20 protein-coding genes are annotated in these 19712 nt (G+C 44.9%); 14 read left to right on the top strand and 6 right to left on the bottom strand.

What is annotated here, in order from left to right:
* From ACFI6G_RS15975 to fis, 8 genes are all read left to right on the top strand, one after another.
* Entirely contained in the window at nucleotides 1–633 is a 633-nt protein-coding gene (locus ACFI6G_RS15975) for a 3'-5' exonuclease (protein ID WP_016787677.1), read from the top strand.
* Nucleotides 634–851: 218 nt separating this feature from the next.
* Nucleotides 852–2801, top strand: coding sequence for an acetate--CoA ligase (gene acs, locus ACFI6G_RS15980; protein ID WP_010435471.1), 1950 nt, complete (start codon nucleotides 852–854; stop codon nucleotides 2799–2801).
* 323 nt (nucleotides 2802–3124) lie between these two features.
* The gene (gene aroQ / locus ACFI6G_RS15985) at nucleotides 3125–3574 is read left to right on the top strand and encodes a type II 3-dehydroquinate dehydratase (protein ID WP_010435475.1); all 450 of its coding nucleotides are present in this window, start codon (nucleotides 3125–3127) and stop codon (nucleotides 3572–3574) included.
* A gap of 74 nt (nucleotides 3575–3648) precedes the next feature.
* Nucleotides 3649–4104, top strand: coding sequence for an acetyl-CoA carboxylase biotin carboxyl carrier protein (gene accB, locus ACFI6G_RS15990; protein ID WP_016769213.1), 456 nt, complete (start codon nucleotides 3649–3651; stop codon nucleotides 4102–4104).
* Between the two features lie 15 nt (nucleotides 4105–4119).
* Complete coding sequence (gene accC / locus ACFI6G_RS15995; protein WP_010435495.1) at nucleotides 4120–5463, top strand: acetyl-CoA carboxylase biotin carboxylase subunit; 1344 nt, start codon at nucleotides 4120–4122, stop codon at nucleotides 5461–5463.
* 188 nt (nucleotides 5464–5651) lie between these two features.
* On the top strand, nucleotides 5652–6539 hold the full coding sequence (gene prmA / locus ACFI6G_RS16000) for a 50S ribosomal protein L11 methyltransferase (protein ID WP_010435498.1): 888 nt from the start codon (nucleotides 5652–5654) through the stop codon (nucleotides 6537–6539).
* A 140-nt stretch (nucleotides 6540–6679) separates the two neighbouring features.
* A complete protein-coding gene (gene dusB / locus ACFI6G_RS16005) occupies nucleotides 6680–7648 on the top strand; it encodes a tRNA dihydrouridine synthase DusB (RefSeq protein ID WP_010435502.1) in 969 nt (322 codons plus the stop codon).
* Between the two features lie 23 nt (nucleotides 7649–7671).
* Entirely contained in the window at nucleotides 7672–7968 is a 297-nt protein-coding gene (fis, locus tag ACFI6G_RS16010; protein WP_004729744.1) for a DNA-binding transcriptional regulator Fis, read from the top strand.
* 89 nt (nucleotides 7969–8057) lie between these two features.
* Here fis and zntR read toward each other — a convergent pair whose 3' ends face one another.
* Nucleotides 8058–8498 carry a Zn(2+)-responsive transcriptional regulator gene (zntR, locus tag ACFI6G_RS16015; RefSeq protein ID WP_010435509.1) on the bottom strand — a complete coding sequence of 147 codons (441 nt, stop codon included), beginning with the start codon at nucleotides 8496–8498 and terminating at the stop codon, nucleotides 8058–8060.
* 324 nt (nucleotides 8499–8822) lie between these two features.
* Between zntR and purH the strand changes: the two genes are divergently transcribed.
* Both purH and purD read left to right on the top strand, forming a co-directional pair.
* Nucleotides 8823–10415, top strand: a complete 1593-nt coding sequence (gene purH, locus ACFI6G_RS16020) for a bifunctional phosphoribosylaminoimidazolecarboxamide formyltransferase/IMP cyclohydrolase (RefSeq protein WP_010435512.1) — start codon at nucleotides 8823–8825, stop codon at nucleotides 10413–10415.
* 85 nt (nucleotides 10416–10500) lie between these two features.
* The gene (gene purD / locus ACFI6G_RS16025) at nucleotides 10501–11790 is read left to right on the top strand and encodes a phosphoribosylamine--glycine ligase (RefSeq protein WP_016769210.1); all 1290 of its coding nucleotides are present in this window, start codon (nucleotides 10501–10503) and stop codon (nucleotides 11788–11790) included.
* Between the two features lie 170 nt (nucleotides 11791–11960).
* On the opposite strand, the gene ACFI6G_RS16030 is transcribed toward purD, so the two are convergent.
* Nucleotides 11961–12659: a DUF1481 domain-containing protein gene (locus ACFI6G_RS16030; protein WP_016792183.1), complete on the bottom strand. Its 699-nt coding sequence runs from the start codon at nucleotides 12657–12659 to the stop codon at nucleotides 11961–11963.
* 46 nt (nucleotides 12660–12705) lie between these two features.
* On the bottom strand, nucleotides 12706–12978 hold the full coding sequence (hupA, locus tag ACFI6G_RS16035; protein ID WP_004729753.1) for a nucleoid-associated protein HU-alpha: 273 nt from the start codon (nucleotides 12976–12978) through the stop codon (nucleotides 12706–12708).
* Nucleotides 12979–13248: 270 nt separating this feature from the next.
* On the opposite strand from hupA, the gene ACFI6G_RS16040 reads away from it, so the two are divergent.
* Complete coding sequence (locus tag ACFI6G_RS16040) at nucleotides 13249–14406, top strand: CNNM domain-containing protein (protein ID WP_016783683.1); 1158 nt, start codon at nucleotides 13249–13251, stop codon at nucleotides 14404–14406.
* Between the two features lie 79 nt (nucleotides 14407–14485).
* On the opposite strand, the gene ACFI6G_RS16045 is transcribed toward ACFI6G_RS16040, so the two are convergent.
* Nucleotides 14486–15073 (bottom strand): YjaG family protein, encoded by a 588-nt coding sequence (locus ACFI6G_RS16045; RefSeq protein ID WP_016769208.1) that lies wholly within the window; start codon nucleotides 15071–15073, stop codon nucleotides 14486–14488.
* Between the two features lie 71 nt (nucleotides 15074–15144).
* Between ACFI6G_RS16045 and ACFI6G_RS16050 the strand changes: the two genes are divergently transcribed.
* Nucleotides 15145–16071 (top strand): D-2-hydroxyacid dehydrogenase, encoded by a 927-nt coding sequence (locus ACFI6G_RS16050; protein ID WP_016783682.1) that lies wholly within the window; start codon nucleotides 15145–15147, stop codon nucleotides 16069–16071.
* Entirely contained in the window at nucleotides 16071–16664 is a 594-nt protein-coding gene (locus ACFI6G_RS16055) for a uracil-DNA glycosylase family protein (protein WP_010435536.1), read from the top strand. Before ACFI6G_RS16050 ends, ACFI6G_RS16055 begins: the two co-directional genes overlap by 1 nt.
* A gap of 91 nt (nucleotides 16665–16755) precedes the next feature.
* On the opposite strand, the gene hemE is transcribed toward ACFI6G_RS16055, so the two are convergent.
* Together hemE and nudC are read right to left on the bottom strand one after the other, a co-directional pair.
* A complete protein-coding gene (gene hemE / locus ACFI6G_RS16060; protein WP_010435538.1) occupies nucleotides 16756–17823 on the bottom strand; it encodes a uroporphyrinogen decarboxylase in 1068 nt (355 codons plus the stop codon).
* Between the two features lie 299 nt (nucleotides 17824–18122).
* Complete coding sequence (gene nudC / locus ACFI6G_RS16065) at nucleotides 18123–18932, bottom strand: NAD(+) diphosphatase (protein ID WP_016769205.1); 810 nt, start codon at nucleotides 18930–18932, stop codon at nucleotides 18123–18125.
* 165 nt (nucleotides 18933–19097) lie between these two features.
* Between nudC and ACFI6G_RS16070 the strand changes: the two genes are divergently transcribed.
* Nucleotides 19098–19595 (top strand): Rsd/AlgQ family anti-sigma factor, encoded by a 498-nt coding sequence (locus ACFI6G_RS16070; RefSeq protein WP_010435542.1) that lies wholly within the window; start codon nucleotides 19098–19100, stop codon nucleotides 19593–19595.
* Nucleotides 19596–19712: the final 117 nt, after the last annotated feature.

Below are 19712 nucleotides of genomic sequence, written 5' to 3' on the forward strand. Positions count from 1 at the left end.
ATGAATAGATTGGTTCGTTATTTCTGGCACCACAAACTCAAAGGGTCCCCTTATCAGCCTCTGTTTGTTGCGCCTGCCCATAATGAATACGTATCTTTAGATTGTGAAACCACCAGCCTCGACCCCAATCAGGCCGAATTAGTCACCATTGCCGCCACAAAAATCATTGGCAATCGAATTATTACCAGTGAGCCTTTTGAAGTTAGGCTTCGAGCGCCACAATCGCTCGATTGCAATTCCATCAAGATTCACCGTATTCGTCACCAAGATTTAAAGCACGGTCTAGAAGAAAAACAAGCCCTGATTGAGCTACTAAACTTCATCGGAAATCGTCCTTTAGTCGGCTATCACATTCGTTATGATAAGAAAATCCTCGATCGTGCCTTTTTAAAACAGCTTGGATTTCCACTGCCTAACCGATTAGTCGAAGTGAGCCAACTCTATCAAGACAAACTCGAAAGACAGCTACCCAACGCTTATTTCGACCTCAGCATGGATGCGATTTGTCGCCAGCTCGATTTACCTATCCCGGTCAATAAACATGATGCATTACAAGACGCTATCTCCGCAGCACTGATCTTTGTCCGCCTTAAGCACGGCGACTTGCCCCGCTTCAACTCTTCTTATTCGTAATTCAACTGCAAGCTTTCCACATAGAGAGCAACATCTCAAAAATGAACTTAACTTGCTATTTTGTAAGTGAAAAGCGGCGTCTCATCCTAAAGTCTAATTGTGGAAATCGTCGTCCTAGCCGAGAGTGATAACACAACGACAGTCCTGTAATAGACTTAAAAACTGAACACAAAGGAAGTTGCCAGTTCATTTAGAATGTAGGCACAAGGAGAGATGCAATGAGTGAAGCCCACGTTTATCCGGTAAAAGAAAATATTAAATCAACCACACACGCGGATAATGACACTTACCTAGCCATGTACCAGCAATCTGTTTCTGACCCTGAAGGCTTTTGGGGTGAACACGGAAAAATCGTTGATTGGATCAAGCCTTTCACACAGGTAAAAAATACTTCTTTCGACCCTGGCCACATTGATATTCGATGGTTTGAAGATGGCACGCTTAACGTTTCGGCTAACTGTATCGACCGTCACCTTGCTGAACGAGGTGATGAGGTTGCTATCATCTGGGAAGGCGATGACCCTACTGATGATAAAACCCTAACCTTCAACGAACTGCACAAAGAAGTGTGCCTGTTTTCTAATGCTTTAAAAGAGCAAGGCGTACGCAAAGGGGATGTGGTTTGTTTATACATGCCAATGGTTCCAGAAGCTGCAGTTGCCATGCTGGCATGTACCCGTATCGGTGCGGTTCACACAGTGGTATTTGGCGGTTTCTCACCAGAAGCACTGTCCGGTCGTATTATCGATTCCAACTCTAAAGTCGTTATCACTGCCGATGAAGGCGTGCGTGGCGGCCGTGCGGTTCCACTGAAGAAGAATGTCGACGAAGCACTGACTAACCCTGAAGTGAAAAACATCGAGAAGGTTGTTGTATTCAAACGCACTGGCGGTGATGTTGCATGGCACGAACACCGCGATGTGTGGTGGCACGATGCTATTGCTAATGTATCTACAGATTGCCCACCAGAAGAGATGAACGCAGAAGATCCACTATTCATTCTTTATACGTCAGGCTCAACAGGTAAACCTAAAGGCGTTATGCACACTACAGGTGGCTACCTTGTTTATGCAGCAATGACCTTCAAATACGTATTCGACTATCAAGAAGGCGAGACTTTCTGGTGTACTGCCGATGTGGGTTGGATTACCGGTCACACATACCTTGTTTACGGACCACTAGCCAATGGTGCAAAAACAATCCTATTCGAAGGTGTGCCTAATTACCCTAATACCAGTCGTATGAGCGAAGTGGTTGATAAGCACCAAGTCAATATTCTTTATACTGCGCCAACCGCGATTCGTGCATTAATGGCGAAAGGTAATGAAGCCGTTGAAGGCACCTCTCGTGACAGTTTACGAATCATGGGGTCAGTGGGTGAACCTATTAACCCTGAAGCGTGGGAGTGGTACTACAAAACAATCGGTAATGAGCAATCGCCAATTGTTGATACATGGTGGCAAACAGAAACGGGCGGTATCTTGATTGCACCACTGCCGGGCGCAACAGACTTAAAACCAGGCTCTGCAACTCGTCCATTCTTCGGTGTGCAACCGGCGTTGGTTGACAACATGGGTAATATCATTGAGGGTGCAACCGACGGCAACCTAGTTATTCTGGACTCTTGGCCAGGTCAAATGCGTACCGTTCATGGCGATCATGACCGTTTTGAACAGACTTACTTCTCTACTTTTAAAGGGATGTACTTCACCAGTGACGGTGCTCGTCGTGATGAAGACGGCTACTACTGGATTACTGGTCGTGTCGATGATGTACTTAACGTATCAGGTCACCGTATGGGTACCGCTGAGATTGAATCGGCTCTAGTGGCGTTCGATAAGATCGCTGAGGCTGCGATTGTGGGTATCCCTCATGATATTAAAGGCCAAGCAATTTATGCTTACATCACACTGAATGATGGCGAGTTCCCAACCGCAGAGCTTCATAAAGAAGTGAAAGACTGGGTACGAAAAGAAATTGGCCCAATCGCAACACCCGATGTCCTGCACTGGACCGACTCGTTACCGAAAACGCGTTCAGGCAAAATTATGCGCCGTATCTTGCGTAAGATTGCCACTGGCGACACGGGGAACTTAGGTGATACTTCGACACTAGCAGATCCAAGTGTGGTCGATAAGCTCATCGCAGAGAAAGCCGAACTGGCATAATCAACCAGCAACACGAGCTAATTACCGTTTAAAACAGGCTCATCCTAAACCGTCACCTATGTGGCGGTTTTTTTATGGCTGATCTTGATCTCAAATATCTCCCACAAAATTAAGGATACAACGGTTTTTTGTTAAGTTGGTAACAATTCCATGTTGTATCAATAGGAGATTAGACCAGTAAATTGCTGCGATTTGCGCTGAATTAGCTATAATCTGGTTCTAATTTTTAATTTTGGGTTTTTCTCACTGAAAATTAACCCCAAATTTTCAATAAAATGGCAACATTCACGTTCGTAAACACGATAAAGGAAGATAGCCCCACGATGTCTACAAAGTTTCGCATTCTAGTTTTAAATGGCCCAAACCTTAACCTGTTAGGCCTTAGAGAGCCTGCACACTACGGTTCTCAAACACTTGACCAGATTATTAGCTCATTGACAGAGCAAGCGAAAGCACACGATGTTGAGCTATCTCACTTACAGTCAAATCGTGAGTATGAGCTGATTGAGGCTATCCATAGTGCTTATCAAAATGTTGATTTCATTATTATCAACCCAGCAGCCTTTACACATACCAGTGTGGCACTGCGTGATGCACTACTTGGTGTAGCTATCCCATTTATTGAGGTTCATCTATCGAATGTTCACGCACGTGAACCATTCCGTCACCACTCATACCTATCTGATAAAGCAGAAGGTGTGATTTGTGGCTTAGGTGCTCAAGGTTATCAATTTGCTTTGACCGCTGCGCTCAGCAAGCTCAACTCAAAGTAAACATAAACAACGAACTATTACTAACCTACTCAGTCATAGAGTAAGTTCAATTAACAGATAAAGAGAAAGAAACAATGGATATTCGCAAAATCAAAAAGCTAATCGAATTGGTTGAAGAGTCTGGTATTTCTGAGCTAGAAATCTCTGAAGGTGAAGAGTCAGTACGAATCAGTCGTAACAGTACTGCACCTGTTGCACCGATTCAATATGCAGCAGCTCCAGCTCCTGTAGCAGCGGCAGCAGCTCCTGCGGCGGCTCCTGTAGCAGCAGAAGCAGCGGCTCCTGCAGTTCCAACTGGTCACCAAGTTCTTTCTCCAATGGTTGGTACTTTCTACGGCGCTCCAAGCCCAGATGCAAAACCATTCGTTAAGGTTGGTCAATCTGTAACTGCTGGCGAAACGCTATGTATCGTTGAAGCAATGAAAATGATGAACCAAATCGAAGCTGATAAATCTGGTGTGGTAACCGCAATCCTTGTTGAAGACGGTCAGCCAGTAGAATTCGACCAAGCTCTAGTAATTATCGAATAATAGAGAGCACTCATTATGTTAGATAAATTAGTAATCGCGAACCGTGGTGAAATTGCACTACGTATTCTGCGTGCATGTAAAGAACTTGGTATTAAAACGGTAGCGGTTCACTCAACTGCTGACCGTGATCTTAAGCATGTACTACTTGCAGACGAAACCATTTGTATCGGTCCAGCTCGTGGTATCGATAGCTACCTAAACATTCCTCGTATCATCAGCGCAGCTGAAGTAACGGGTGCAGTCGCTGTCCACCCAGGCTACGGCTTCCTATCTGAAAATGCAGACTTTGCAGAACAGGTAGAACGCAGTGGTTTTATCTTCGTTGGCCCTAAAGCTGAAACCATTCGCATGATGGGTGACAAAGTGTCAGCTATCACGTCAATGAAGAAAGCTGGCGTACCTTGTGTACCCGGTTCTGATGGCCCTCTTGATGATGACGATGCAAAAAACAAAGCGCACGCTAAGCGCATTGGTTTCCCAGTTATCATCAAAGCATCTGGCGGTGGCGGCGGTCGTGGTATGCGTGTTGTTCGTTCTGAAGCAGAACTAACAGAAGCTATCGCAATGACTCGTGCAGAAGCAAAAGCTTGTTTCAACAACGATATGGTTTACATGGAGAAATTCCTAGAAAACCCACGTCACATTGAAGTACAAGTACTTGCAGATGGCCAAGGCAATGCTATCCACCTAGGTGAACGTGACTGTTCTATGCAGCGTCGTCACCAGAAAGTTGTGGAAGAAGCACCAGCCCCAGGTATCACTGAAGAGATGCGTAAATACATCGGCGAACGCTGTACTCGTGCATGTCTTGAGATTGGTTACCGCGGCGCAGGTACATTTGAATTCCTATACGAGAACGGTGAGTTCTACTTCATCGAAATGAACACTCGTATCCAGGTTGAGCACACGATTACTGAAATGGTAACAGGTATAGACCTAGTGAAAGAGCAACTGCGTATTGCTGCAGGTCAGCCTCTATCATTTACACAGGATGATATTAAGCTGCGTGGTCACTCAATCGAATGTCGCATCAACGCGGAAGATCCTGTTCGTTTCCTACCTTCACCAGGTAAGATTCAACGCTTCCACGCTCCAGGCGGCATGGGTGTACGTTGGGAATCTCATATCTATACGGGTTACACAGTACCACCACACTACGATTCAATGATTGGTAAGCTGATCACTTACGGTGAGAACCGTGATGTTGCTATCGCTCGTATGAAGAACGCATTGGGTGAGATGATTATTGAAGGCATTAACGTTAATACTGAGCTTCAATTGGCTATTATGAACGACGAAAACTTCCAACACGGTGGTGCAAATATCCACTACCTTGAGAAGAAGCTTGGTCTCCAATAGAAGCTAGCCTCTATCATTCGTTCTTTTAAGAACAGGTAAAATGCTCACTTCGGTGGGCATTTTTTGTTTTTAGAGCACTCGAAAAAATCAATCGATAATCCCTTTTATATTCCATGGGGTTTTGGTGAATTTGCTCATATTTTCTGCTAGACTCGCCATCCAATTTTTCTCATATAGAAGATGCAGCCATGCCTTGGATTCAAATCAAGCTTAATGCTACCAATGAAAATGCCGAACAGATCGGCGACATGTTAATGGAAGAGACTGGTGCTCTTTCCGTAACTTTCCTTGATGCACAAGATACCCCTGTATTTGAGCCTCTGCCGGGTGAAACTCGCCTTTGGGGTGATACTGACATTCTCGCGCTTTATGACGCTGAGACTGATACAGGTGTCGTCCTAGCACAGATTAAAGCTAGCAACATGTTCCCTACTGACTTTGCTCATAAAGTAGAGCAAATCGAAGACAAAGACTGGGAACGTGAATGGATGGATAACTTCCACCCAATGAAGTTTGGTGAGCGTCTTTGGATTTGCCCTAGCTGGCGTGATATCCCAGAACCAGACGCAGTAAACGTCATGCTGGACCCTGGTCTAGCGTTTGGTACGGGTACTCACCCAACCACCGCATTGTGTCTTGAGTGGCTTGAAGGCCTAGATCTAACGGGAAAAACCGTAATCGACTTCGGTTGTGGCTCTGGCATCCTTGCGATCGCTGCAATCAAACTTGGCGCAGCAAGAGTTATCGGGATCGACATTGATCCTCAAGCTCTGCTGGCTTCAAAAGACAACGCACAGCGCAACGGCGTGGCAGACCAATTAGACGTATTCTTACCACAAGATCAACCTGAAGGTTTGCTAGCTGACGTTGTGGTTGCCAACATTCTTGCAGGTCCATTACGTGACCTTTCAAGCATCATCAAAGGCCTAGTTAAGCCAAATGGTGTACTAGCGATGTCGGGTGTTTTAGATACACAAGCGGAAGATGTAGCGACTTATTATCGTGATGAACTTCACATTGATCCGATCATTGAACAACAAGAATGGTGTCGCATCTCAGGTCGCAAGCAAGGCTAGACAAGACTTTGGGCGCTAATTGACTGAAATTTAAGCGAATTACAAAAACAAATTGTAAATGCTCAAATATTAGTCTTTTCACGCAGCGAAAAAATGCGTAAAATGCGCGCCCTTGCTGGTACAGAACTGTGATGACATTTTTGAAAATCGGAAATTATCAACTTAAGAACAATCTAATCGTCGCTCCTATGGCTGGCGTAACGGATAGACCATTCCGTGAGTTGTGTCTTCGCTACGGTGCGGGGATGGCAGTCAGTGAAATGATGTCCTCCAATCCGAAAGTTTGGAAAACGTCAAAGTCTCAGCAGCGTATGGTACATGAAGGCGAATCGGGCATTCGTTCAGTACAAATCGCTGGTGCAGATCCACAGCTTATGGCCGAGGCTGCTCAATTTAATGTGGATAACGGTGCGCAAATCATCGATATCAACATGGGATGTCCAGCCAAAAAAGTGAATAAGAAGCTTGCGGGCTCAGCCCTACTTCAGCATCCAGAACTCATTGAAGAAATTCTGAAAGCTGTGGTAAATGCTGTCGACGTTCCAGTAACGTTGAAAACGCGAACAGGCTGGGATACAGACAATAGAAACTGTGTCCAAATTGCTAAAATAGCCGAAGACTGCGGCATACAAGCTCTTGCCCTCCATGGAAGAACACGCGCTTGTATGTACAAAGGTGAGGCAGAATACAAACACATTAAAGCAGCGAAACAAGCAGTATCTATTCCGGTCATCGCTAACGGTGATATCGATAGTCCGGAAAAAGCGAAGTTTGTGCTGGAGTACACTGGCGCTGATGCTTTAATGATAGGTCGACCTGCCCAAGGACGTCCTTGGATTTTTAACGAAATCCTACACTATTTGGAAAACGGTACCACGATGGACCCACTCCCGATTTCGGAAGTGAAAGACATCATGCTTGGTCATGTGCATGCTCTACATGAATTTTATGGAGAGTTTTTAGGCCCTCGCATCGCTCGTAAGCATGTGGGTTGGTACCTAAAAGAACATGAACAAGCGAGTGAGTTTCGCCGTACCTTCAACGCATTCGAAGCAGGTGATCTGCAGCTTGAGGCGCTAGAAGGTTTTTTTGATAACGTTGCACCATAATTACGAGAAGAGCTAGACCGAATATGTTCGAACAAAATCTGACTTCAGAAGCATTGACAGTAACTACAGTTACATCACAAGACCAAATCACGCAGAAGCCACTACGTGACTCAGTTAAAGCATCATTGAAAAATTACCTTGCTCAATTAAACGGTCAAGAAGTCAGCGAGTTATACGAATTAGTATTAGCTGAAGTTGAACAGCCACTACTAGACACTATCATGCAATACACTCGCGGTAATCAAACTCGCGCAGCAACCATGATGGGTATTAACCGCGGTACTCTTCGCAAGAAACTTAAAAAATACGGCATGAACTAATCGTTCTTTCGTAATTTTTTGAATGAAAGCCAAGCTCATTTTTTGAGTTTGGCTTTTTTTTGGCTTATGGTTCTTCAATTAGCCGCAGGTTAGTCTCCAGAGCGACAACAGCGTCCTTTATCAATGTTTGCAGAGTCCAAGGCGGCTAAAATAGAACAATGGCTTGCGTTGTCGTCTATGTGGCCACAGCACGCATCGTTAATCTTCCTCAGAGCAGTGCGAATCTTAGTGAGCTCTGTAATTTTCTCATCAATCATCTCCAACTTGGCTGTTGTAATCGATTTAACTTCGGCACAACTGTGCTGCGTCGCTTCCAAGCGAATCTCGAGTAATTCTTTGATCTCATCCAAACTCAACCCTAACTCTTTAGATTTTAGAATAAAGGTCACCTGTTTCTGATTATTTTCATCATATAGTCGATAACCTGATTCACTGCGACTGGCAGGTGCGATCAGGTTATTTTTTTCATAAAACCGTAAGGTATCGGCTGTCACACCGCATCGTTTCGCTAATTCACCGATCTGAAACATGTTTTTCCTATTCCTTCGTCCATTCCATAATTAACCTTATCGTTACTTTTCAGGTTGAAATGACACTTTTCATAATTAATTTTGAGATGCCAAACGATTGCGCGAGCTTTTTTGTAATAAATTAGTTAGAATCTGCGCCATCAAATTTGGAGTTGGTTATCTTATAGCTTAATCATAAGACGACCCCAAAAGGTCTTTACCAAAACTGGCCAATATTTTATCTCTTACCGGTATCTAAGATAACCCATGTTAAGAAGGTAGAAACAAGTTCTTTTTTGGCAAATATCTTTATTTTAACCCCATGAATTTGAGGAAGATGGAAGCATGAATAACGCTCGTCCAATTCGCCGCGCTCTAATCAGCGTATCAGACAAAACTGGTATCGTTGAATTTGCACAAGCTCTTGCTAACCGTGGTGTAGATATCCTATCTACCGGTGGCACTGCTCGCCTGCTTGCTGAAAAAGGCATCTCTGTTACAGAAGTATCTGACTACACTGGTTTCCCAGAAATGATGGATGGCCGTGTTAAGACTCTGCACCCAAAAGTTCATGGTGGTGTTCTAGGCCGTCGTGGCCAAGATGATGACGTGATGGAAACTCACGGTATCAACCCTATCGATATGGTTGTTGTAAACCTATACCCATTCGCAGAAACCGTTGCTAAAGAAGGTTGTACCCTTGCTGATGCAGTTGAGAACATCGACATCGGTGGTCCAACAATGGTTCGCTCCGCAGCGAAAAACCACAAAGACGTGACTATCGTTGTAAACGCACACGACTACGAGCGCGTTGTCGCTGAAATGGACGCGAACGAGAAATCTCTAACGCTAGAGACTCGCTTCGACCTCGCTATCGCAGCATTCGAACACACGGCTTCTTACGACGGTATGATCGCAAACTACTTCGGCACTATGGTTCCTAGCTACGGCGAGAACAAAGAAGGCGACGAAGAGTCTAAATTCCCTCGCACGTTCAACCAACAGTTCGAGAAAAAACAAGACATGCGCTACGGTGAGAACAGCCACCAAGCAGCCGCATTCTACGTTGAAGCAAACCCTGAAGAAGCGTCAGTGTCTACTGCTCGCCAAATTCAAGGCAAAGCCCTTTCTTACAACAACATCGCTGATACTGACGCAGCACTTGAGTGTGTGAAAGAGTTCGACCAGCCAGCATGTGTGATTGTTAAGCACGCTAACCCATGTGGTGTAGCACTAGGTGAAGACATCCTAGAAGCTTACGACCGTGCATTCAAAACAGACCCAACGTCTGCATTTGGCGGCATCATCGCTTTCAACCGTGAACTAGATGCTGCAACAGCAACGGCTATCACAGAGCGTCAATTCGTTGAAGTTATCATTGCACCATCAGTTTCTGCTGAAGCAGTAGAAATCGTAGCGGCTAAGAAAAACCTTCGCCTACTTGAGTGTGGTGAGTGGACAACGAAGACAACCGGCTTTGACGTTAAACGCGTTAACGGTGGTTTGCTAGTTCAAGACCGCGACCAAGGCATGGTGTCTGAAGATGACCTTAAAGTGGTTTCTAAGCGCCAACCTACAGCTGAAGAGCTAAAAGATGCCCTATTCTGCTGGAAAGTAGCGAAATACGTTAAATCTAACGCTATCGTTTACTCGAAAGGCGACATGACAATTGGTGTCGGCGCTGGCCAAATGAGCCGCGTTTACTCTGCGAAAATCGCAGGCATCAAAGCGGCAGACGAAGGTCTACAGGTTGAAGGTTGTGTAATGGCATCGGACGCGTTCTTCCCATTCCGTGACGGTATCGACGCGGCAGCAGAAGCTGGCATCAAGTGTGTTATCCAACCAGGCGGCTCTATGCGTGATGACGAAGTTATCGCAGCAGCAGACGAACACGGCATGGCGATGATATTTACGGGCATGCGTCACTTCCGCCACTAATATTTAGTTTATCTAAACGATTAGTAGCTATCGAGCCTCTCAATTTTGAGGGGCTTTTAAGAATTAAAGACTTAAGGATTGAAACATGAACGTATTAATCATCGGTGCTGGCGGTAGAGAACATGCTTTGGGTTGGAAAGCGGCACAAAACCCAAATGTCGAAACGGTATTCATCGCTCCAGGTAACGCAGGTACTGCACTTGAGCCGAAACTTGAGAACGTAAACATCGGCGTTGAAGACATCGCTGGTTTAGTCTCGTTTGCTCAAGAGAAAAAAATCGAACTGACCATCGTTGGCCCTGAAGCGCCATTAGTTATTGGGGTCGTTGACGCATTCCGCGAAGTAGGTCTTCCTATCTTTGGTCCAACTCAAGCGGCAGCACAGCTTGAAGGATCTAAAGCATTCACTAAAGATTTCCTAGCTCGTCATGACATCCCAACAGGTTACTACGCAAACTTCACTGAGATTGAGCCAGCTCTCGCTTACGTACGTGAGCAAGGCGCTCCAATCGTAGTAAAAGCGGACGGCCTTGCAGCAGGTAAAGGCGTTATCGTTGCGATGACCCTTGAAGAAGCAGAAGACGCAATCAAAGACATGCTAGCAGGCAACGCATTTGGCGAAGCGGGCAGCCGCGTGGTTATCGAAGAGTTTCTTGAAGGCGAAGAAGCAAGCTTCATCGTAATGGTTGACGGTTCTAGCGTCCTTCCTATGGCCACCAGCCAAGATCACAAACGTGTTGGCGACAAAGACACAGGCCCTAACACAGGTGGCATGGGTGCTTACTCTCCAGCCCCAGTGGTAACGCCTGAAATCCACAACCGTATCCTTGAGGAAGTTATCTACCCTACGGTACGTGGTATGGACGCAGAAGGTGCACCTTACACTGGTTTCCTTTACGCTGGACTAATGATCGATGCTGACGGCACACCTAAGGTTATCGAATACAACTGCCGCTTCGGCGACCCAGAGACGCAACCTATCATGATGCGTATGGAATCGGATCTTGTTGAGCTTTGCCTAATGGCTATCGACGAGAAACTCGACGAAGCAGAGTCTAAGTGGGATCCACGCGCGTCTATTGGTGTCGTTCTTGCAGCTGGCGGTTACCCTGCTGACTACGCAAAAGGTGACGTTATTTCACTACCAACAAGCGAAGTTGAAGGCCAAAAGGTTTTCCATGCAGGTACGACAAATAACGAAGCTGGCGATGTGGTGACAAACGGTGGTCGTGTACTTTGTGCGACTGCACTCGGTAACACGGTTTCTGAGGCTCAGGAACGCGCTTACGCGTTGACTAAGCAAGTTAGCTGGAATGGTATGTTTCACCGCAATGACATCGGTTATCGTGCGATTGCGCGCGAACAAGAGCAGTAATCAACATCATCATTCGGCTAGATTCGAATATCAGCAAATGAATAACTGCAATTGAATAAAAGAAAAGGCGCCTCAACAGGCGCCTTTTTTACCGATTAGTGGTACTTGTACTGACTAATCAGCACTTGGCCTATAGTAGGCCAAATACTCTTATATCTTTTCAATATTCTTTACTCTTTCAGTAAAGATGGTCTTGCGATGCACTGATGGTTATCATCTGCCAACATCAAGAATTCAGCGACTGATAATTTTCTAAGAGATCCCTTGCCGACAAAAGCACCATAGCTTTCTACAGACGACAAACGGTTAATCACAAAATTAGGCAATGTTTGGTTGAACTCAATGTCAGTAAATTGCTGACCAGAACAAGTCTGAAACACTTTACCATTCCAGTAACCCTGTAAAAGCTCTAACCCTGCATCATTTTGCTTCTCAGTAACGTCGAGAGCAGATGTCGCTTCCTGTTTAAATCTGTCCAGTTGAACCGACTGTAGCGGTAGGACTTTTCCATCAAGGCGATATTGCTGGTATACCGCTTCACCAGATTGATTGAAACGCACATGCACACGATACGGAACTAATGAGAGTGAGTCATCGCGTAGCTCGCCTTCACGGACAAATTCACGAAGCACATCTTCTGACCAAGCATAGTCAGTTTTGTACCAGCCGTAATCGCCCATAGTGACATAGTCAGCAGAGGTATGAGGTTGCGTTAGCTTGTTAGTGACCCAGTAGAAACTCGTCTCATCGCCCATAACTTGGCCGCCGGTGTGGGTTTCAAATTGCTCTAGGTTGGTGCGAGGACTGGTTGAAGAACAGCCAATGAGAAATGTAGATAACAGTGAAACGAGAAGAAATGCTTTTTTCATAAAACCTGTACCGAGGTGGAATACGACTACCTCGGTACAGTTTAGATTATTTCACTGAATCTTTCAGCGCTTTACCTGCAACAAATGCTGGAACATTTGCCGCAGCGATTTGGATCTCATCACCAGTTTTTGGGTTACGACCAGTGCGAGCTGCACGGTGGTTTACTTTAAAAGTACCAAAACCAATTAGCTGAACTTGATCGCCGTCTTTAAGAGCATCTGTAACACCACCAAGAGTCGCTTCTAGAGCAGCTTTAGCTTGTGCTTTAGAAAGGTCCGCTTTTTCAGCAATAAAGTCGATTAATTGAGTCTTGTTCATTTTAGGTTTCCCTTCTTTGTATTTTTGAATTCAATTCACTCTAAAACATAAATGCCCCATCTGGCAAAGGTTTGTCGTCGATCTTTAGCTCTAATGCCGGAGTTTTAGCCATAATATGAGTAATAACTCACAATTTGTTACTGAATTTCGATGGCAAGCCCTTGTTTAAAAGGGGCTGAGAGCAAAATTAATGATGACCTAACCACTACTTTATCTCTATAATCCACGCTGAATCGCTGCTAAAGCGTACAATTTAATTTAAGGGCAAACATGCTGCTGCTAACTATTTACGTCTCCATTGCCATTGGAGTTTCTTTTATTTGTTCTGTTTTGGAAGCTGTACTTTTGAGTATTAGTCCGAGCTATATTGCTCAACTAAAACAAAATGGGCACCCTGCAGCAGAGTCATTAGACAAACTGAAAACAGATATTGACCGCCCGCTTGCGTCAATTTTAACGCTCAACACCATCGCGCATACTATCGGTGCTGCGACAGCAGGTGCACAAGCGGCTGTTGTTTTTGGTAGCCAATGGTTAGGTGTCTTCTCAGCCGTGCTAACGCTAGGTATTTTGGTGTTGTCTGAGATTGTTCCAAAAACCATTGGTGCAACCTACTGGCGTCAACTTGCTCCTGCTTCGGCAAGCGTGCTGCGCTGGATGGTATTCTTCCTAACACCGTTTGTATGGTTCTCAGAACAGATCACCAAACGTCTTGCTCGTGGCCACCAAGCACCAAAAATGCGTGATGAGTTATCTGCAATGGCGATTTTGGCAAAAGAGAGCGGCGAGTTTGCAGAAGGTGAGTCAAAAATTCTGAGCAACCTACTGGGTATTCAAGATGTACCCGTGACTCAGGTAATGACACCACGTCCAGTGGTATTCCGTGTTGATGCGGAAATGAGTGTGAATACGTTCCTAGAACAACATAAAGACACGCCATTCTCACGTCCGTTGATTTACAGCGAGCAGAGTGACAACATCATTGGTTTTGTACACCGCTTAGAGCTATTTAGATTGCAGCAAGCAGGTTGTGGCGAAAAAGCTCTGGGTGAAGTTATGCGCCCTATCCACGTGTTGCTGAACAATATGGGTTTGGCTAAAGCCTTTGACCAGATGATGGCAAACCGCCTTCAACTATCTTTAGTGGTTGATGAATACGGTACGATTCAAGGCATCATTACCCTAGAAGATATCTTTGAACACTTAGTTGGTGAAGAGATCGTCGATGAAGCGGACAAAACCACCGATATGCAAGAACTGGCGTTCCAACGCTGGGAAACGTGGAAAGAGACACACGGTGTTATCGAAAACCGCGATGAAGAGGACGAGCCAGAGGAAACTCTAGTAGACGACAACTCATCAGATTCAAAATCAGATAACGGCTCATCAAAGGACAAAGCGCAGAACGAAGATAAAAAAGATTCTTAATCCACGCTTCATACCATCAGATAAAACAAAGGCTCCCTAGGGAGCCTTTGTTTTATTCATACTTTGACGCAAAAGCGAATTACAACGCAACACCAATGTTACTCACAGGGTCTTCACGCAGTTCGTGGCGTAAGTCTTTAATCAATTCTAGGTCGCGCTCTGCCGTTTCACGTAATGGTCGGAAGATCGCCCACTGAACATCCCACTCTTCACACACCGCTTCATTTTCTTTCTGGTTTTCGTTCGTCACTTCGTCAGCGCCTTGAGCAAACTCAAGCTCAGCAACCGTCTTCACCGATTGTTGACTCACTTTAATTACAGCTTCCAACATATGCTCACGATCAAGTAGACCATGAATTAATGTTGCTAAGCCTTGGCATGCATCCATGGCTGGGTAAACACCATAAAAATCAAAATCATCACCGCTAGGGAATAGCTCTTCAACTTTCTCAAGTTGACGCTCAAAATTCACCTTTGCAGTTTTAACCGTTAAGATTTCCCAGATGCTATCCAACACGTCACGATAGATTCGAGCTTCCGCAAATTCTGTATTCTCACAAAACATGGCATAGTTAGGATACATACGCTCACATAGACACGCCATAAAAGTAATTTGTTGCCAAGGTTCTAACTTTTCAAGACGAACCTGCAGTGGATTCTGAAGCATAGTCACTCAATAATTGCAGAAAAAGACAGCGAAAGTGTACTTGATAAACCCTAGGGGGAAAAGGTAAGCCGATGAACAATTTTACGAATAAGCTCTATATTCTTACTGAGCATGACGATACCTATACGCAACTAATTCTAAACCAGGATTTACCCGACCTAGAAATCACTCAAAACCCCGAGTTAGCCGAGGTTGTCTTGGCATCGCCTCCACTCATAGCTGAACGCCTTGATGAGTTTAAACAACTCGACTGGGTTCAAAGCACCTATGCTGGAATTAACAAGCTCACCCAACCAGATCTTCGCCAAGACTATACACTCACCAATGTGAAAGGTATTTTCGGCCCGGCGATCGCTGAATACGTGTTGGGTTACACGATCAGTCACTTCAGACACTTCCCTCATTACCACCAGCAACAGGCCGAGAAGAATTGGCATCCACAGCTTTATACTAGCCTAGCTGGCAAAACTATGGTGATTTTAGGGACAGGTTCAATTGGAAGTCATTTAGCGAAAACTGCCGCTGCGTTTGGTATTTATACCATTGGAGTCAACCGTACGGGTATCCCATCAAAGCAAGAGACCTTTAAACAAACTTTCCACATCAATGAGATAGAAGCCGCCCTTAAACAAGCGGATATTGTGGTCAACACCTTGCCATCAACTGCTGAAACCTATCAACTGTTGGATGAAACTACCCTAGGCTATTGCTCTAATGTACTGCTGTTTAATGTTGGCAGGGGGGAAAGCCTAGATAACAAAGCATTACTGTTAGCGATTAAAAATAAGTGGGTGGAGCACGCATTTCTAGATGTGTTTGAAAATGAGCCTCTACCCAAAGATCACCCTTTCTGGAAACTGCCGCAAGTGACCATCACTCCACACATTGCAGCACTGAGCGAGCCAAGGCAAGTAGTAGAAATCTTCGCCGAGAATTACCAACAGTGGCGAGATGGCTTTAAACTGAACCACACTATCGACTTCGACAAAGGTTACTGATGTTCTCATCACTGCTCACCGAGATACGACAATGCACCGCTTGTGAGCCTCATCTATCACATGGGGCTAATCCTGTGATTCAAGCACACCCAAACGCGCGCTTGCTGATCATAGGTCAAGCGCCGGGCATCAAGGTGCATGAGTCATCCATCCCTTGGAACGATGCCAGTGGTGAACGATTGAGAGAATGGTTAGGGATAGACAGCGATACCTTTTATGACGAGCAAAAAGTGGCGATTGTGCCTATGGGGTTTTGTTACCCGGGGAAAGGAAAAAGTGGCGACCTCCCTCCAAGACCAGAATGTGCTGAGTTGTGGCATCAGAAAGTGCTGCAATCCCTACCCAACATTCAAATGACACTGCTGATTGGTCAGTATGCGCAAAACTATTATTTAAAGGAAAAGACAACTAAAACACTGACAGAGACAGTCAAGAACTGGCAGGCTTGGGCACCAGAGTTTTTACCACTTCCCCACCCTTCACCACGCAATAATATCTGGCTCAAGAAGAACCCTTGGTTCGAAAGTGAAGTCATTCCTTATATCAGGAAACACATTTCAGAGCATTTGGCCTACCATGTTCCAAACGCCTAATTAACTGCACACAACGAATTTCAACAAATCTTCAGGCAATAAAAAAGCGCTGTAGGTTGCCCAGCAGCGCTTTCAATCGTCTTACACAGGATTACTTGTGGTAAGGCTTAGACAGTTCGTGAACAGCGTCAACGAATACACCAGCGTTTTCTGGCGGCACATCTAAATGGATACCGTGACCTAGGTTAAATACATGGCCTGTACCTGCGTCGCCAAAGCCTTCCAGAATACTGCCCACTTCTTCACGAATACGTTCTGGTTGAGCGTAAAGCATAGAAGGGTCCATGTTACCTTGCAGTGCCACTTTGTCGCCGATGCGAGCTTTTGCATCTGCGATGTTGATTGTCCAATCTAGACCTACCGCATCACAACCTGTTGCTGCGATAGACTCAAGCCACATGCCCCCGTTCTTAGTGAACAGAGTAACCGGTACTCGACGACCTTCGTTTTCACGGATTAGGCCATCAACGATCTTGTGCATGTATTGCAGTGAGAATAGGTTGTAGTCACGAGGAGTCAGCACACCACCCCATGTATCAAATACCATTACCGATTGAGCACCCGCTTTAATTTGCGCGTTCAGGTATTCGATAACACTGTCAGCCAGCTTGTCTAGAAGCAGGTGCAGCGTTTGTGGTTCTGCGTACATCATCTTCTTGATCTTAGTGAATGCCTTAGAACTTCCACCTTCAACCATGTAGGTCGCTAGAGTCCATGGGCTACCAGAGAAACCAATCAATGGCACTTCGCCTTTCAGATCTTTACGGATCTGACGAACAGCATTCATTACGTATTGAAGCTCGCCTTCGGGATCCGGTAGGCCAATCTTCTCTACGTCAGCTTTACATGTGATAGGGCGTTCAAATTTAGGACCTTCACCAGTTTCAAAGTACAAGCCTAAGCCCATTGCGTCAGGGATAGTTAGGATGTCAGAGAACAAGATTGCCGCATCAAGCGGGAAACGACGTAAAGGTTGAAGTGTTACTTCTGATGCTAGTTCTGCGTTTTTGCACAAAGACATGAAATCGCCCGCTTCAGCACGCGTTGCTTTGTACTCTGGAAGATAGCGGCCAGCTTGGCGCATCATCCATACTGGTGTGTAATCAACAGGCTGTTTTAAAAGTGCGCGTAAATAGCGATCGTTTTTTAATTCGGTCATTCCGTTAAATTCCAATTCAATCTTGTCTAGTTTTGATGGCAAGTATTCTAACACTGATTGAAGGGTAAAAGCTGTGTGCTTTGCAACCTAGATCAAGTTATTAACTTTTAAATCAATGCTTAATTTGCACCCAATTGCAGGAGCATGTTAAAAATTTGTTCGCTAGCGAAAATTACAATTATAACATCTGAGTAGTCACTACTCAGCATCTCATAACGACATCTTACTTACCCCCTCCACTTGTGGAGGGTTTTTTTTAGCTTTTGACCACCTATAGACCAAATACTATCATAGGTAAATTAGTACTCTATCGTCTGCTCTGCCACACCATTTTTCATCACGTCACCCACAGTTTTCTCAATCAATTGTCTCGCAATCGTTCCTACTGGAGCTATATCAGGCAGGCTTGTTACATCAAACCATTGGGCATCCGACAGTTCACTGTAATCTGGCTTGAGCGTACCGCCAGCGTAGTCAGCGAGAAAGGCCATCATCATACTCGATGGAAAAGCCCATGGTTGACTGCCAAAGTAACGAATATTATCCACATCAACGCCCGTTTCTTCTTTAACCTCTCTTGCAACACACTGCTCTAGGGTTTCTCCAACTTCTAGGAAGCCCGCTATCACGGTATACATACCAGTTTTATGCCTAGGGTGCTGTGCAAGCAATATCTTGTTGTCGTTACGTACAGCAACAATGATGCACGGGAAGATACGAGGATAATGAAGTGTTCGACAGTCTCCGCATTGCATCGCCACCTGATTATGGTTGAGGTGATTACGACCACCACATTGCGGGCAGAAACGCATACTTTGTGTCATGTGCCCATATTGGATAGCTTTACTTGCGGTAAGGAAACTAGATTCAGGCCAATGAAGTAACTCCCTCAGGTTAACCATGGTTAGTTCACTCTCAACATCACAGTCGTTGAGCCAATACACTTTACGACCTTGATGCTGACCGATACAGATCGCGTGTTCAACACTCAGCCCTAACTCATCAGCAGACCCATAAGGAAACTGATCATTATTAACCCAAATATCACTACCTGAAACGACGCACCAATAAGCTTGCTCTGTCATTTTGTTATCACTTTTTTTTAACATCCCTATACCTCATTGCTTGCAGTTCGTTCATTTTACTGGCAATCTAATTTCATACTAGAGTTGTAGCAGAGAATAATTCAAACTATTACTTTTAGTAGCTACCAATAAAATGGACCCTGCTTAGGCAATTACTTGATCACAAGGTTGTGATCAGATCATGAGGACATGGTCATGCTAAATAAATTCAAACAAGTACAAGAACAATGGGGTGGCTCTAATGAGGTCATCGATCATTGGCTCGAAACTCGACAGTCTCTAATCGTTGAGTATTGTAAGCTTGCCGCTCTAAAGCCTTCATCGTCAAAAACACCTGCTATCACTGAACTACCATCTCCAGAAGCGCTCCAAAAATTCAGCCAACATCTTGTTGATTACATCTCTGAAGGTCATTTCAAAATATATGACATGGTGATGGATAAATGGCAGTCTACTGGCTTCAAAGCAACAGACGAAATTAACCAGTCTTATGGTCATATCGTTCTTACCACTGAGCCACTACTTAACTTTACCGATAAGTACGCTGCAATTGAAGCGAGTGATGCGCTAGAAAGTTTTGATAGTGATTTGTCTCTAATTGGTGAGATTATTGAGGCAAGGTTTGAAGTGGAAGATCAACTGATACAACAAATTGCCGATAGCTTAGCCGTTCCACCAGGGGCATAATTGGCTTAACATCTTCTAAGCTTGCCTCTGTGCAAGCTTTTCGTTTTGTCTATAGATTATATAACCCACCCTACACGTTCAGTGGAAGATTTTAAGATCCCCCAATACCTTAATGTT

Source organism: Vibrio sp. PSi01, from assembly GCF_054960695.1.

What these genes read in the sequence shown, in the direction of transcription:
- ACFI6G_RS15975 (WP_016787677.1), top strand. Translation starts at nt 1, where the DNA reads ATGAATAGATTGGTTCGTTATTTCTGGCACCACAAACTCAAAGGGTCC.
- ACFI6G_RS16045 (WP_016769208.1), bottom strand. Translation starts at nt 15,073, where the DNA reads ATGCTTCAGAATCCACTGCAGGTTCGTCTTGAAAAGTTAGAACCTTGG.
- purH (WP_010435512.1), top strand. Translation starts at nt 8,823, where the DNA reads ATGAATAACGCTCGTCCAATTCGCCGCGCTCTAATCAGCGTATCAGAC.
- acs (WP_010435471.1), top strand. Translation starts at nt 852, where the DNA reads ATGAGTGAAGCCCACGTTTATCCGGTAAAAGAAAATATTAAATCAACC.
- hemE (WP_010435538.1), bottom strand. Translation starts at nt 17,823, where the DNA reads ATGACCGAATTAAAAAACGATCGCTATTTACGCGCACTTTTAAAACAG.
- purD (WP_016769210.1), top strand. Translation starts at nt 10,501, where the DNA reads ATGAACGTATTAATCATCGGTGCTGGCGGTAGAGAACATGCTTTGGGT.
- ACFI6G_RS16050 (WP_016783682.1), top strand. Translation starts at nt 15,145, where the DNA reads ATGAACAATTTTACGAATAAGCTCTATATTCTTACTGAGCATGACGAT.
- fis (WP_004729744.1), top strand. Translation starts at nt 7,672, where the DNA reads ATGTTCGAACAAAATCTGACTTCAGAAGCATTGACAGTAACTACAGTT.
- zntR (WP_010435509.1), bottom strand. Translation starts at nt 8,498, where the DNA reads ATGTTTCAGATCGGTGAATTAGCGAAACGATGCGGTGTGACAGCCGAT.
- ACFI6G_RS16055 (WP_010435536.1), top strand. Translation starts at nt 16,071, where the DNA reads ATGTTCTCATCACTGCTCACCGAGATACGACAATGCACCGCTTGTGAG.
- accC (WP_010435495.1), top strand. Translation starts at nt 4,120, where the DNA reads ATGTTAGATAAATTAGTAATCGCGAACCGTGGTGAAATTGCACTACGT.
- aroQ (WP_010435475.1), top strand. Translation starts at nt 3,125, where the DNA reads ATGTCTACAAAGTTTCGCATTCTAGTTTTAAATGGCCCAAACCTTAAC.
- prmA (WP_010435498.1), top strand. Translation starts at nt 5,652, where the DNA reads ATGCCTTGGATTCAAATCAAGCTTAATGCTACCAATGAAAATGCCGAA.
- accB (WP_016769213.1), top strand. Translation starts at nt 3,649, where the DNA reads ATGGATATTCGCAAAATCAAAAAGCTAATCGAATTGGTTGAAGAGTCT.
- ACFI6G_RS16070 (WP_010435542.1), top strand. Translation starts at nt 19,098, where the DNA reads ATGGTCATGCTAAATAAATTCAAACAAGTACAAGAACAATGGGGTGGC.
- ACFI6G_RS16030 (WP_016792183.1), bottom strand. Translation starts at nt 12,659, where the DNA reads ATGAAAAAAGCATTTCTTCTCGTTTCACTGTTATCTACATTTCTCATT.
- nudC (WP_016769205.1), bottom strand. Translation starts at nt 18,932, where the DNA reads ATGTTAAAAAAAAGTGATAACAAAATGACAGAGCAAGCTTATTGGTGC.
- hupA (WP_004729753.1), bottom strand. Translation starts at nt 12,978, where the DNA reads ATGAACAAGACTCAATTAATCGACTTTATTGCTGAAAAAGCGGACCTT.
- ACFI6G_RS16040 (WP_016783683.1), top strand. Translation starts at nt 13,249, where the DNA reads ATGCTGCTGCTAACTATTTACGTCTCCATTGCCATTGGAGTTTCTTTT.